This window comes from Nostoc sp. DedVER02 (assembly GCF_034530675.2).
Lineage (GTDB): Bacteria > Cyanobacteriota > Cyanobacteriia > Cyanobacteriales > Nostocaceae > Nostoc.
On the sequence record NZ_JAVRCP020000014.1, the window covers coordinates 42,154 to 57,486 of the forward strand.

The 15,333-nt window shown below is 42.4% G+C and carries 9 protein-coding genes; 3 read left to right on the forward strand and 6 right to left on the reverse strand.

All coding sequences use genetic code 11. The annotated features are described in order from the left end of the window. Positions 1 to 40 precede the first annotated feature (40 nt). Entirely contained in the window at positions 41 to 1,708 is a 1,668-nt protein-coding gene (locus tag RMZ41_RS15855) for a transglutaminase family protein (protein ID WP_322644980.1), read from the reverse strand. Positions 1,709 to 2,432: 724 nt separating this feature from the next. Here RMZ41_RS15855 and RMZ41_RS15860 point away from each other — a divergent pair. Further along, on the forward strand, positions 2,433 to 5,291 hold the full coding sequence (locus RMZ41_RS15860; RefSeq protein ID WP_322642368.1) for a cation-translocating P-type ATPase: 2,859 nt from the start codon (positions 2,433 to 2,435) through the stop codon (positions 5,289 to 5,291). A 178-nt stretch (positions 5,292 to 5,469) separates the two neighbouring features. Further along, complete coding sequence (recF, locus tag RMZ41_RS15865; protein ID WP_322642397.1) at positions 5,470 to 6,594, forward strand: DNA replication/repair protein RecF; 1,125 nt, start codon at positions 5,470 to 5,472, stop codon at positions 6,592 to 6,594. Positions 6,595 to 6,662: 68 nt separating this feature from the next. Here the strand turns inward: recF and RMZ41_RS15870 are convergent, their stop codons facing one another. Next, positions 6,663 to 7,121 carry an MgtC/SapB family protein gene (locus RMZ41_RS15870; protein WP_322642369.1) on the reverse strand — a complete coding sequence of 153 codons (459 nt, stop codon included), beginning with the start codon at positions 7,119 to 7,121 and terminating at the stop codon, positions 6,663 to 6,665. Positions 7,122 to 8,021: 900 nt separating this feature from the next. On the opposite strand from RMZ41_RS15870, the gene RMZ41_RS15875 reads away from it, so the two are divergent. Further along, positions 8,022 to 10,388: a putative PEP-binding protein gene (locus RMZ41_RS15875; RefSeq protein ID WP_322642370.1), complete on the forward strand. Its 2,367-nt coding sequence runs from the start codon at positions 8,022 to 8,024 to the stop codon at positions 10,386 to 10,388. 56 nt (positions 10,389 to 10,444) lie between these two features. Here RMZ41_RS15875 and RMZ41_RS15880 read toward each other — a convergent pair whose 3' ends face one another. The 4 genes from RMZ41_RS15880 to RMZ41_RS15895 all read right to left on the reverse strand — a co-directional run bounded on the left by RMZ41_RS15880 (position 10,445) and on the right by RMZ41_RS15895 (position 15,270). Further along, a complete protein-coding gene (locus tag RMZ41_RS15880; protein WP_409875409.1) occupies positions 10,445 to 11,263 on the reverse strand; it encodes a hypothetical protein in 819 nt (272 codons plus the stop codon). A gap of 55 nt (positions 11,264 to 11,318) precedes the next feature. Continuing rightward, entirely contained in the window at positions 11,319 to 12,491 is a 1,173-nt protein-coding gene (locus RMZ41_RS15885) for a hypothetical protein (RefSeq protein ID WP_322642372.1), read from the reverse strand. Positions 12,492 to 12,720: 229 nt separating this feature from the next. Beyond that, positions 12,721 to 13,377 (reverse strand): DUF1361 domain-containing protein, encoded by a 657-nt coding sequence (locus RMZ41_RS15890; RefSeq protein WP_322642373.1) that lies wholly within the window; start codon positions 13,375 to 13,377, stop codon positions 12,721 to 12,723. Positions 13,378 to 14,109: 732 nt separating this feature from the next. Next, positions 14,110 to 15,270 carry a hypothetical protein gene (locus RMZ41_RS15895; RefSeq protein ID WP_322642374.1) on the reverse strand — a complete coding sequence of 387 codons (1,161 nt, stop codon included), beginning with the start codon at positions 15,268 to 15,270 and terminating at the stop codon, positions 14,110 to 14,112. Between the last annotated feature and the right edge of the window lie 63 nt (positions 15,271 to 15,333).

Here is a 15,333-nt window from a genome sequence, read left to right on the forward strand (position 1 = left end):
AGTAAGTCTTTCCCCAATGCCCAATGCCCAATGCCCAAATTCAAAAGGGTGGTAATTCTTTAAGAATTGTGAACCGAATATGATTTATCGCTAAATCACCGATGGGGATATCTTCTTTCGTTAGCCGCGCACCTTGACTTGTCACGGTTTCAAAGGTGATACCTTTACCAATTTCAATGTGATACCAGCATAAGCCCATAAAAAAGCGCGTCGGATAAGGGCCACCTTCACCGATATCATCAGGATTTGATTCCATTGGCAACCAGCCAATATTCGGAACGTAGAACTCCAGCCAAACGTGATTAAAGTCGGGTTGTAGTGGCACTCCTAGTAAGTCGCTATGGGGAGGACATTTGTACCTACCTACGGTGCGGCAGGGGATGCCATTTAAACGCGAGAGGGCAAGTAAAAGTCCGACATATTCGCCACAGGAACCAACGCCCCGTTCTAAAACGATATCTGGCGTGTCAATGTAAGGTTTAATACCGTATGATAACTGGTCGTAGACGTAGTTGCGGATGTTGTGCATTTTCCGCAGCACATTGGTTTCAGAACCAATGGCTTCTCTAGCAGCACGGCGAACAATGGTAGTATCCATTGCTAAATCGTCGTCATCTACTAAGTAGCGCGTTTGTAATTCTGGAGAAAGTTTAGGTATATCTTCTACATCTCTGGGTGTGATGCGATATTTAATGCCTCGAACTTCTAAAAGTGCTTTCCAGCCAAATATATGCCGTTCTCCTGGAGCAAGAGAATCGAATTTGAAGACTGCTACACGCTGCCCTTCTATCACTTCTTCAATAAAGGGTATACCAATTGGTTCAACGTGTTTGACCTTTTGACGCTCAGTTTCTGATGGTAGGGCGATGCGCCATTCTACATCAGGTAAATAAACCTCATCTAAGGGGGCAATTTCCTCGGCATAAGACATTTCAATCAGATAGCCGTTAGAGAGGGCGTAGCGCTTATCTGGCTGGTAATGATAATACAGGGGATGAATAAAAGTGCGATCGCGGAAGGTTAGCTCATGACTCGGATCGGCATTAGGATTATCCCGAATATAAGCTTCCTCTGAGGCATAAGCAACGTAGATAGTTTCTTCGCCTGTTTCGTCATTTTTATGAATTGCAATGCCTGTAGGACATTCAAAGGGTGTCAGGACACTAAATTGCAGTTCTCCTGTGGCCCTATCCATCGCGTAAACTGATTGTTCAGTGCGATCGCAAATCCATAGCATTTCTTGGGTTACAGCTAAATTCTCTATCCCAACTCCAGGGGCATAAAATCTGGTAATCTCTTTTCGGGTTTCGCGGTCATAAATCAGAATGTAGCCCAGCCTTTGGGAACTGACATAAACTGTTGTTTCCCAAACAGCAACGCCGTCAGCCGGATAAGGCAATGTCACAAAATGTTCTAAACCCAAAGCATTGAGATTGCACAAGTAAACACTATTTTCGCGGCTTACCCAAAGGGTATTTTCCCACACCGCTATACCAGTGACATCGATAAATTCTTTAACTTGATGGGGGTTGATAATTTTGCTGTTGTCAGAGGTGGGATCAATCTCTAGTAGATGCCCTTTAATACTATCAATAGCAAGGAGTCTATCTTTAATGAAAGTAATGCCACACAGGGTAGCAGCAGTAAGCGGTCGAATTGTTTTTTGCCCAAACATCTGGCTAACGGTCGTGGGGAGTGCAAAACTCATATTAAGCATATTTATTTAATGGTTTAGCACGCCTGGGTAATTCCAAATTTAAAATTCAGCTAGAAAAGTTTGCTAGATCGGCAAACCTTAATGGCACTCCAGCTTCCTTGAGTGGCGAAGTACACAAGGGACTGGCTCAACTTTCTGCAAAATTAAAAATGGAGAAATGCAATCGTGCCATGCATCCTAACTATTGAATACGGGATGTAAATGAAAGGAATGGCAGCCTAAAATTAATTGTGGCATGTCCTCTTTAACAAAGCTTCAAAGAAAAGGCAAGGGGCAGGGGGCAGGGGGCAGGGGGCAGGGGGCAAGGGGAAATCACCTCTATTAAAGACTGCTATGGAGCAGAGCATGGCTCTTAATTCTCCACAACAGGGGGGTGGTTCTTGTTTAGGGACTTCCAAGAAATAAATTATCCAATTTCATCGCATCAAAACGATTTTTTGCCCCTGCTCCCTGCCCCCTGCCCCCTGCCCCTTACTCCCTGCTCCCTTGCCTCTTTTTCTAAGCTCTATTACTCATAATTATCGGTAAAATGTGTTCCGATTAACTCTTTCGTGAGAAAGAATACTATGTCAAACTATGAGGAATTTACAAATGTTAAGAATTACGTATACATTCATATAGCTGGGCGATCGCCTTAATGTAACTTTAAAAGATGGAATTCCTGCCATCACTAAATTATGATCGAATTTTGTAACCATTTGCTGTGACCTACACGATGTCTGCTAATTCTCTGCCTGAAGGTGCCGCCGTTTGGCATAGTTTAGAAGTTAATAAAGCGCTAGACCTGCTCGATAGTAATGCAGACAGTGGCTTAACACCCCAAGAAATTGAACAGAGATTACAAAAATACGGCCCCAACGAACTTGAAGAAACTGCTGGGCGTAGTACTTGGGAAATTTTGCTGGATCAGTTCAAGAACATTATGTTGTTGATGCTGATTGGCGTGGCTTTGATTTCTGGATTTTTAGACCTGATGGCTTTGCGCGAGGGTCGCTTAAAGGACGGTGAAGTGCCATTTAAAGATACGATCGCTATTTTAGCAATTGTTATTCTCAATGGCATACTCGGTTACGTCCAAGAAAGCCGTGCCGAAAAAGCCTTGGCAGCTTTAAAAAAACTTACCTCTCCCTTAGTGCGAGTCATCCGCGACGCAAGACTGGTGGAGATAGCAGCCAAGGAACTAGTGCCAGGGGATGTAATGCTGCTGGAAGCTGGGATGCAGATAGCCGCAGATGGACGCTTGATCGAACAGTCAAATTTACAAGTGCGTGAGTCGGCATTGACAGGGGAAGCCGAAGCGGTAAATAAACAGGCATCATTAAAATTGCCCGAGGAAACATCATTAGGCGATCGCCTCAATGTCGTGTATCAAGGAACTGAAGTAGTCCAAGGACGGGCGAAGGTTCTGGTAACTAATACCGGCATGACAACAGAAATAGGCAAAATTGCCACCATGTTGCAGGCGGTGGAAAGTGAACCTACGCCCTTACAGCAACGAATGACTCAACTGGGTAACGTCCTAGTTACGGGTTCTTTGATTTTGGTGGCGATCGTTGTTATTGGTGGTGTCATCAAGGATGGAGGTTTTAAAAACATCCAAGAACTCTTGGAAGTTTCCTTGAGTATGGCGGTTGCTGTGGTGCCAGAAGGTTTACCTGCTGTAATTACCGTGACTCTAGCGCTGGGAACCCAGCGAATGGTGCGCCAAAATGCCTTGATTCGCAAATTGCCCGCAGTGGAAACTTTGGGTTCTGTAACCACCATCTGTTCGGATAAAACCGGCACGCTGACGCAAAATAAAATGGTCGTGCAATCGGTTTATACCAATGACAAGACTTTTCGCGTCACCGGCGAAGGTTACGCTCCTACAGGGGACTTTCAGTTAGATGGTCAAAAAGTTTCCTTAGAAGAATCTCCAGAAATTTCAGCTTTATCAGTCGCCTGTGCTGTTTGTAATGATTCAGTGTTGCAAAAAGAACAAGGGGAATGGGCAATTTTGGGAGATCCTACAGAGGGGGCATTAGTTACTCTGGCAGGAAAAGCTGGAATCGAAAAAGACCAGTGGAACAGTAAGTTACCTCGCGTTGCCGAGTTTCCCTTCTCCTCAGAACGTAAGCGGATGAGCGTGATTTCTCAGGTGGAAGGAGTCGCCACAGGTGAAGCGTCTTCGAGAGACGTTGACCCAGCGATCGCTGGCTTGCTCCAATCTGAACCTTACTTAATGTTTACCAAAGGTTCCCCAGAGTTAATCTTGGCACGTTCCACTCAAATCCATTTGGGCAATGACACAGCCCCCTTAACCGAAGCACAACGCCAAAATGTTTTGACAGAAAATGACTTGATGGCGAGTAAAGGTTTACGGGTGCTAGGTTTTGCCTACAAACCCCTGGCAGAAATTCCACCAGACGGTTCAGATGAGGCATCTGAGCAAGGTTTGGTATGGCTGGGATTGGTGGGAATGCTGGATGCGCCACGCCCAGAAGTAAGGGCAGCCGTACAAGAATGCCGAGAAGCCGGAATTCGCCCAGTGATGATTACTGGCGACCACCAATTAACTGCACGAGCGATCGCTACTGATTTGGGAATTGCAGAGGAAGGCGCACGTGTCCTCACAGGTCAAGAATTGCAACGGATGAGCGACCAGGAATTAGAGGAAAACGTTGACTTGGTAAGCATCTATGCTAGGGTTTCGCCAGAACACAAACTGCGAATTGTCCAAGCATTGCAACGTCGGGGACGATTTGTAGCGATGACGGGTGATGGTGTCAACGATGCCCCAGCCCTCAAACAAGCCGATATCGGGATTGCGATGGGCATTACTGGCACTGATGTTAGTAAAGAAGCCAGCGATATGGTCTTACTTGATGACAACTTCGCCACCATTGTCAGCGCCACCAAGGAAGGTAGAGTTGTTTACACCAATATTCGCCGCTTTATTAAATACATCCTGGGCAGTAACATTGGTGAAGTTTTGACAATTGCCGCCGCACCCTTAATTGGTTTGGGAGGCGTTCCCCTTACTCCTTTACAAATTTTGTGGATGAATTTGGTGACAGACGGTTTACCAGCTTTGGCATTAGCTGTGGAACCTCCAGAACCGGATGTAATGCAACGTCCGCCTTTTAGCCCCCGCGAAAGTATTTTCGCTAGGGGATTAGGTTCTTACATGATTCGCATTGGGATCATTTTTGCCATTATCAGTATTGCCTTGATGTGGTGGGCTTATCAACATACCCATGCAGCTGGGTATCAAGGCAATCCCGAAGCTTGGAAAACGATGGTATTTACTACCTTGTGTATTGCCCAAATGGGACATGCGATCGCCATTCGCTCTAATAACCGACTGGCCATCGAAATGAATCCCTTTTCTAATATATTTGTACTAGCGGCTGTTGTCGTCACCACGATTTTGCAATTGATGCTAGTTTATGTCCCACCCCTGCGAGATTTCTTCGGTACTCACTATCTCAACATGCAAGAATTGGGAGTTTGTATTGGCTTCAGTGCCTTAATGTTTGTCTGGATTGAAGCGGAGAAAATATTTTTGCGGATTATGGGCAAGAAGGCTGTCTAAATGGGGAATGGGGAATGGGGCAGGGGGAATGGGGAATGGGGCAGGGGGCAGGGAGCAGGGGGAAAGAGGTAAGGTAATGTTATTCTCCCCAATTCCCAATTCCCAATTCCCAATTCCCAATCCCCAATTCCCAATTTCCCAATCCCCAATCCCCAATTCCCAATTCCCAATCCTCGCAATGTATTTGAAAACTCTAAACCTCCGACAATTTCGCAATTACCAAGACCAGAAGGTTGAGTTTGATGCTGCTAAAACAATTTTGGTGGGTAATAACGCTCAGGGAAAATCGAATTTGTTGGAGGCGGTAGAGTTACTGGCGACATTGCGATCGCACCGAATGACCCGCGATCGCGATTTAGTTCAAGAAGGGGAAGCCATAGCTCAAATTAATGCCACCCTTGAGCGACAAACAGGCGTTAGTGACCTAACTTTAACTTTGCGCCGCAATGGTCGCCGCAGTGTTGCAATCAATGGTGAATCTATTCGCCGTCAAATGGATTTTCTTGGTGTTATCAATGCAGTCCAGTTTTCTAGCTTGGATTTAGACTTAGTACGTGGCGGCCCGGAAGGTCGTCGCAACTGGTTGGATACACTTTTAATTCAACTCGAACCAGTTTATGCTCACATTTTGCAGCAGTATAACCATGTGTTACGCCAGCGAAATGCCTTTTTAAAAAAAACTCAAGATTCAGAACTTAGCACTCAAGACTCTGAACTGGGTATTTGGGATGCACAGTTAGCTACCACGGGAACCAGGGTAATTAGACGACGCGATCGCGCTATACAAAGATTAGCTCCTATTGCTAGTGCTTGGCACGCCAGTATTAGCGGCAGTACAGAAATTCTGCAAATCAATTACGTGCCTAATATTCCTTTAGAAGATAATCATCCAGAAGAAGTGCAGCAAGCTTTTTTAGCAAAAATTCAGCAACGAACCGTTGCCGAACTGCACCAAGGTACTACTCTTGTCGGGCCCCATCGAGACGAAATAGAATTAACTATTAATCAGACACCCGCTCGTCAATACGGTTCTCAAGGTCAACAACGAACGCTGGTTCTAGCCTTAAAATTAGCCGAATTACAATTAATTGAAGAAGTCGTAAAAGAACCACCATTGCTATTGCTTGATGATGTTCTTGCCGAACTTGATTTATCCCGTCAAAATCAATTGCTGGATGCTATTCAAGACCGCTTTCAAACTTTAATTACCACCACTCACTTGGGTTCTTTTGATTCTCAATGGCTGAAGTCCTCCCAAATTCTTTTTGTGAAAGCAGGAGAAATAATCCCAAATTTATCCTAATTTAGGGATTAGGTACTGTACAAAATAATCATTTTGTGTATGAACCTAAAAACATCGTTTACGATTGATTATTGATGTTTTTCTAGCCTTTTAAAAACGTTGAGAATTAAAAAAGTTAGCAAAGTAGCAATCAATCCTAACTGCCACAAACCACAGCCAGCAGCAATTCCTAATGCAGCTGACACCCAAATAGCCGCGGCTGAGGTAAGTCCGTGAATTTCAAATCGCTGTAATTCTTGAGAAGATTGGCGCACAATTTCTCCAGCACCGAGAAATCCTATACCGGCCGCAATCCCTTGAATGACTCGGCTTAGTGCATCAGGACTATTTTGCACTCCTCCTGTTTGAATAATTATTAAGGTAAATATAGCTGAACCTAAACTCACCAGCATGTGAGTTCTTAAACCAGCTGGTTTGCGGCTAATTTGGCGTTCTAAACCGATAATTGCTCCAATAGCCAATGCAATACATAGTCTGAGGCTGATATTTAGCCAATCATTCGTTGCAAGGTAGTAAGTGTTTGACAATGCTTAGTCTCGTATAGAGTATTCAATAGGAATCATATTTGATTTCTGAAAAATCTAAGTATTTGTAGTGGAGTGTTAGGCGTAAGCTGTAACGCACCATTCTTAAGGCTTTTGTGCCGTACTCTCCGTGCTAACGCAACGCCAGCGACGCTCCTGCGTCGCTACCACTACGAAGTAGCTCAAGTCGGGAAACCCGCCCACGCTACTGGCTCCCCTACGTATCTTTTCAAAAATCAAATAGTAGTCTTATATATACTAGGTTAACTGGTAATATTTGTATTAATAGAGTTTAATTCAATGGGGTAGTGCAATAGCTAGCTCTCATATTTGGATTATATTAATTCATGAGTGCTTTTTAACCTACTAAACCTACTAATTAATATAGTTTATTATTAGGATTATTTTTCAATAATATTTTTTTGGAAAATAAATTGAGCTTTCCATTGTGAAGTTATGGCAATGCTCATAATTTGGTTAAACTCCATGACTTTTAAATTTATTAAATATAGCACAAGCCTTGGTGGTTAGGACATCAACAGATGATGAAACTTAGACACAAAAAGACTTTTCACCCAGTCCCCAGTCCCTTGCTATACTTTTTAGACTGTTTAAAATCACTGATGCTATAAAGTTTTACCTGAAATTGCTAGATTTAATCTATACACTCAATAATGAAATATGAAATGAAGGCAAAAATTTGATTTTCAAAGGAGTCTAATTACCAGTAATTCATCGTGTAAATAGCAATTAGCTACTAACAAGATCGAGAAATTCAACGTAAATGCTATAACTATTCCTATTCAGAAGTGCTGATTCAGGATTCAGTGGATTAACGACAGATAACGTACCAGGAGGGCATACCTATGGGTATAAATAGACAACTGACAACTAACAAATTGAGTGGATAAACTCTACTGGCTAGACCAAATTAAATTACAAGACCGCACCAAAGTAGGTGACAAAGCGTTTCACTTGAGCAAAATTATCCAGCGTGGTTATCCGGTAGTGCCTGGTTTTGTTGTGTCAGGGGAAATTTTACGACAATTTCTCGAAAATCTCAATAGTTCAGAGTCCTTAGTAGCTGACTTACCCCATTCTTCATTACACCTGGATGTCACTAATTGGCGGCAACTTCAGCAGGTAGCTAGTCGCTTACGTCAAGAAATTCTAACTGCGACAGTGCCACAGGAATGGGTGAATACAATTTTCCAAGCAGCTAAAGAGTGGCAAACTGGCTGTTTGATTCTTCGACCTACCTTAGCAGTATCAACTGCTACCCCAGGCATGAAGAATATGTCGGGTTTGCTAGAGTCGGTGTTTTGCCAGTGCGAACCGGAAGCGATCGCTTTTGCCCTAAAACGCACCTGGAGCCAGATATTTCGAGCTAGAAGTCTCCTATATTGGCAACGGATAGGAGTTAATCTGCAACAAATAAATTTAGCAGTTTTGGTGCAACCTGTTGAGAATGCGATCGCCAGTGGTTTGCTCACAGCCAACTCTTCTGGGTGGGAAATTGAGGCTACTTGGGGATTAGGAATTGCGATCGCTCTTGGCGAAGTCCAGCCAGATGTCTACTACATTCAACAGGAAACTGGGGTTGTGCTTGAGCAACAATTGGGTAATAAAATGCTGGCTTATAGCGTGGATGATGCAGCACCTGAAACTTTTGAGCAACCCGTACCTAACTCAGCGCTAACGCCAGATCGTACTTGTCTGAATACCTACGTACTTCAGGAAGCCCAGCAAAAACAGTACGCTTTACAAGAAGAATATTTACAACAAATAATTGCTCTGGGAACTCAACTTGTCAGCGAACTAGGTAAAACTTTTACCATTAAATGGACTATTGCCGGGCAAACCACATCTAACAAACTCTACATCACACAAGTTAGTTCTTCCCAATCTGTAATTCCCCACGGACACTTCATTAGGGGGCTAGGAGCGGCTAGGGGACGTGTTGTAGCAACTGCCCTGGTAATTACTAATTCGCAACAAAAACCCGAACAACTACCCAAGGGAGTGATTTTAGTAGTACCAACAATTACTCCTGATTGGCTACCATTACTACACCAAGTTGCTGGTATTATCACAGAACAAGGCGGATTAACCAGCCATGCTGCCATTCTTGCCAGAGAGTTAAGGATCGCAGCCGTAGTAAACGCAACATCTGCCACAACTTTAATTCAAACAGGCGAACGAGTGCTGCTTGATGGCGACAAAGGAGAAATTTATCGAATCAAAGGAGACTCAAAGGAGGAGATGGAACAAGGCAGAGATCAGGAAGGTGGGAAACTGGGAGGAGAAAATTTTCTTTCCCAAAATTACTCCAAAGCGCTCTATTCTGCTGTTACTACTCGTCTACCCATGATTGCTACTCAACTGCTGGTTAACTTGAGTCAGTCCAGTTTAATAGAAGAAGTGCAAAACTTCCCTGTGGATGGAGTGGGATTGTTGCGCTCAGAATTGATGATATTAAATATATTGGATGGAGAACATCCTAATAACTGGATTTTAGGCGGTCGTCAGGCAGAATTATTAGAGCGATGGTCTGAGGAGATTATGCAGTTTGCTCGTGGTTTTGCACCCAGACCAGTTTTTTATCGTTCTTTAGATTGGCGATCGCAAGATTTACCATCGTTGAGTGATAATTTAGAATCTTCGCCGCAATCGATGTTGGGTGAACGCGGTACTTTTAGCTATTTACGAAATCCCGCAGTATTTGAGTTAGAACTACAAGCTTTAGCGAATGCACAGCAAGCTGGCTACAGCAACGTCAACCTACTATTGCCCTTTGTGCGGACTGTAGAAGAATTTGTTTTTTGTCGTCGCAAAGTTGAGCAAGCTCTTTTAACCGAAGTGTCAGAGTTTCAACTGTGGATCATGGCAGAAGTGCCAAGCGTGCTGTTTTTACTGCCGGAATATGTGAAAGCAGGTGTAGCCGGAATTTCTATTGGTACAAACGATTTAACCCAATTATTGCTCGGAGTGGATCGAGAGCAAGGACAGCTAGCAAAAGTATTTAACGAACGTCATCCCGCAGTTATGAGTGCGATCGCTCAACTAATCCAAATGGCTAAAAATGCTGATATACCTTGTTCAATCTGCGGTCAAGCACCAGCCCTCTACCCAGAAATCATCGATCAATTAGTGGAATGGGGCATAACTTCCATTTCTGTTGAACCGGAAGCAGTTGAGCGAACATATCAGGCGATCGCTCGTGCTGAACAACGCTTAATTTTAGCAGCAGCACGACGAAAACTTAATTAGACATTAAATCGCGTTTGTACAAAAGGTGCGAGTAGAGACGCGATTAATCGCGTCTGTTATTTAATGTAGCCAGTTTCGCGCAAAAACTTACGTAAATCGGCGAAGTATTTGGTGCGGTCGTTTTTTTTGTAAGCTTGCTGCACTCGCCCCCATCCATCTTGTCCTTGACCTAGAAGATATTTATCTGCTAAATACGCGGCTAGAAAGCCTTTGCCATCATCGCCTTGTTGCCGTGCCTCTGTATAACCTTGCCATAGCTCTGAAGCATGATTGAAGATTAATTTTGGATAGCTACGAGTCACATCAATCATTTTACCTTGGCGATAATGCCAAATTTGTAGGGGGTAGGCAGAAGCAGCATAAGCTGTAAAAGCATAGGCAAAGCGATCGTCTTGGCTATCAAACTCTGGCAGTCCATCTTTGTCTAAATCTTTGAGTTGATAACCACCATTGCCCCATTCATGGCTAATTTTAATATACTTTTGGGATTTGCTGTCGTAATGGTAAATCAATGAATAAGTACAACAGTGCGCTCCACCTGTAAAGAAATCGGCAATTATTTCTGGTTCCTTGTTCCCGTCCAAGTCTTGCACTGGTAAGTTATTTTCTTGCCCAGATACATTTCCTACAGGTCTGTCATATTCACTTTCTCGTGGCAGCTTTTGATCCAAAACAGTTTTACCCGCTCGGATAATTTTCAGCCGCACATTTTTATACTGAAATTCCTCTGGTTTGTCATAAGATATTTCTGCCCGCACATTGCCAGATTGCCCAATTATTGTTTCTGCTGTTGCATTCGGGGTAAATACAGCCGTTGCACTCAAAAGAGCTAAACCGATTAAAGATTGACTGATAAAGGAGCGAATCGTAATCATTGTTGGTGTTGTATATAGCACATTCACCTTTATACAACACCGTCAAAATGTTTGTTCAATATCGGTAAATTGCTACGACGGGTGTGCTATACGGAACCTGTTCTGGAGGAACAGCATAAACCGTGCCACCATTTAATAAGGTATGAGCAGCAACAAAATCTAACAAATCTTCATCACCAGTTTCTTTTTCTGGGTGTAAATAAACTGTTTCCGAGGTTGGATCGAATAAACCCCACTGTTGTTGACCAACTGCAACTAATAATGAATCTACTCGTTGGTAATAAGCTGCTGAGACAATTTCTTGGAGTTTGTTAGATGCTTTACCACTATCACCACTAAACAATTCATGAAATTGCTCCAAAAACTCTTCTTGAGACTTCTGGAAATCAGCCTCGACAATTGGCCAAGCTTGATTATGTAACTCTTGAGCGCTGAGAATTTCTGGATTGCCAGTTATAGCTTCATCCATCAAATGCTGATAAGTATTTGCTTGTCTGTACACAGGCAAGAGATATTCTACCCCAGCCAGCACCAAAGGCGCTTTTTGCAATTTCAGTTTCTCGTGTAATGCGCGATCGACAATCTGAAAGAATTGTAAAATGTCTTCTTGCCGTCTATCCCTGTCAGGGCTTCCTTGTCCGTGGAATGTACCTGGTTGCGAAAAAGGATTGGAGGTTCCCCCTTTGGATGTTGCAATGCGAAACTGACCTTCTTTAGCAGTATCGTCTCTTTGCAGAGCTTCATCTAGACTTTTAGGGAGATTTTCTACTTCCACTTCTTTGACGCTGTAGCGTGTTCCTTCCAAGAATCTGACATCTTGTTGGCTCAAAGCCAGGATATAGAAGCGACCATTGCCATTTAAAATTGGTAGCAGTGGCTTGATGTGAAATCGATCTGTAACCACGACCAACTCTTGAAAATCAATTGGCAGAGGATAATAGCGAAAAATATTTTCAGAAATAAAAATCGCTAATCCTGTTTCTCCCATTTGCTCCCAAAATTCTTGGGTATCGATTTCATGAGATTTTTGCAATAATGCGATCGCATCTTTCTCCTCCAAACCCGCATCAATTAAACGAGTCTCCGCTTCCTTGACCAAATTTTTAAAGCGAATTGGATTTTGTCGCACTTCTGGCCCGGCTGGTTGCGTTGGCATATAAATTGAAACACAATTTCCTTTTGGCTGTTCTATTAATGTTTTTATTTCTTCTCTAGAGATTAATTCCATAAGATATCCCTCCTATCAAGGCAAACAAAAACATCAGATCAGACCATCGATAGTCAACGATCTGATCGGAAGTTATTTTCAGATGATGGCGGTTAAAATCTAACCGTTTGCTTCTGAATTTATTTCACCTTAAGGATGCTTTAGTTGCATCTTTCTTTTGATAGGCAATATTAATTAAGGTAATTACTAATTAAAACCCCAAATTTAAAATCTGAAGTTGCCACGAACATCAAATGTTTGGCGTGTTAGAGTTAGTGCTTTCTGACTTAATCCCGATTCTAGTACCTGGTTGGCTAAGACCTAAAGTTACTCGTTTCATAATCCAGTACAAACCGGCAAGTACCACAAAGGTGATAGCAATAATTACTAGGGGCTGTTTTCCCAGGATTTCTTCTACTCCTTTAGTAATTAAGGCATCTGGTTGAGTAATAAAATCCCAACTATTGAAACGTAGAAATCGCCCCCAATAAACACCAACAGCGCAGAGAAAATGGGTAATTAACTCAACGCGCCAAATCCATTGGCTCTTGCCGATGCGATGTAAGTAGTAACCCCAATTAATTAACGAGATTACATAAGCTTCAAATCCACCAAGAATTACGAGCAAATACAGAGGAATGAGTACTAAAGTAATCATCCACACCGATTGAATTGTGCGAATATCATCTATCAAGTGAATTACATCGGTCAACAAATATGGTGCATTTGGTAAGAAAGCATAGAAAACTAAAAATCCTAGCCACCAAAGCCAAGTGCCACCACGCCTAAAGCGAAATAGCCATACACTCAAAGCTAAAGGTATAAAAGCCAGAAATAAATTCCAAGTCATCCAACTCATATTAATTCGCAATACTTGTATAACTCTGGCTATCAATTCTTCTTTCATAGGTGCTAACTCAGAAGACGTTTGATCGATCTAGATTTACTTTGTAGTGTTAGTGTGACTGATAAATTTTTTGTATTCCCCCAGAATTTATTTCCTCCAATTTTAGACAAAAGTTTTTGTCTCATTTAAAAATAAATGCTTACTTAATATATGTCTGAAATTTAGAGTTTTTATATATTTTATCCAAGGGAATGAGATTTATCAATCAATCGGCTTCAGCCACTAGTACCGCAAGGCGGAATTAAAAATTAAAAATTAACAATGAATACAACGTAAGGGTTTCATAGATTTGAGATAGATGGTTTACTTCTGCCGTGCTGTACTAGTATAGCTACAAAATCATTAGGGTAAAATCTCCCACTGATAAAAAGTATCAGCGACAACAAAGCCATTGAATAGTTTTCTGTGGAATTCCCGAACTGGAATGTTGCTCTTGTCATGGTTATTATATAGATTTCATTTTGCCTTACTAGAGTTCCAGAAGCACTATAAAGCTTTTGCTAAGAAGTCTAAATTGATAATCTAGGACTAGCCCTTTCAAGGTGGGTAAAAATTTTTTCTCTGTGTTCTCTGCGCCTCTGTAGTTTAATAAATTACTTTTTAAACCGCACGCACAGACGATTAGGATAAACCAATTTGCCCTAAAAGCGTTGCGATCGCAAAACCTGTCCCTCTCGAATTTGGAGAAAGACAGGTTTGAATTTTAGTTCAAGGTAGTCGAACCCACGTTAACTAACGTACTAGCACTCGACTACGGGGGCCGATCGCTTGTTTGGGTGAAGCGGGTATTGTGCAACTATTGGTAGAATCCTGTAAGCAAGCGGCTTTAACAAGGGTTGCAGGGTTAACCACTATTTGATTCACCTCTAAAGAATTACCGCTACTAAATTCCATTTTAGGTGTAGTAGAAGGTGATGGAGAATTATTGCTTGTAGGTGTAGGGGAAGCGATCGCACTTCCACTATCAACTACAGGTGTAGCAGTAAATTCATTTCCACTATTAACTACAGGTGTAACAGTGAATTCACTTCCACTATTAACTATTGGTGTAACAGTGAATTCACTTCCACCATTAACTATGGTTGGGAGAGTGGGTGTACTACCACCGCTAACTACTGGTGCTGGAGTGGGTGTACTACCACCACCAACTGGTGTGGGAGTAGGCGTACTACCACCACCAACTGGTGTAGGAGTTATGAGGGTTGCATTTGCAGGTACTTTGATTGTTATTCTCGCCAGGGGAGAGTTAGTCATTTCCAAAGATGTCACCTTTGGCGAACCTGGGAAATCGGACTTGAAATCAAAGACTGTGGGAGTTGCACCACCATTGCGATCGCTATATCGGACTCCATATCCACTCACTTCAAAAGTGCCCTGATATTGATTCCCAGTCTTTGGATCGGTGACAGTACCAGTATATAAGGCTTTTGTCAGATTAAATTCATCCTGAACGACTCCTTGAAATGTAGTTCCTGCCAATTTTCCCTGGTATTTATAGGGTGTTAACTCACCGCCAGAGAGAATTGGTGAATTCAAAACGCCATTAAAAGAGACAATGGGAATGCCTTTAAAGTCAACAAAGTAATGCAAACTTCCATCATTGCGTGTTTGTACTTTTGCATACTCTGACTTGTACACCGGAACGTAATTAGGATTGTTTTTAGTTCCTAAGTTCCGCGAGTAAGTTCCGGTGTCATCTGTATCAACACGAGTAATGCTTTTATTGAAATTGGGATTAATGCTGGGAAGTTGGATAGTGCCCGATAATGTACCAGTGCTTTGAATTGTGATTTGAGCAGAAGCACTTGTTCCACCTAAACCGATGATGATTGCGGCTAAACTGCTGCTGTTAACAACTGCACAACTCAATTTAGTTAATGAATCTAATTTCATGAGAAAGTTTGCTCCTTTAATCACATATAAAAAAATACGCACAAATTTTTCTTGCTCCCATTG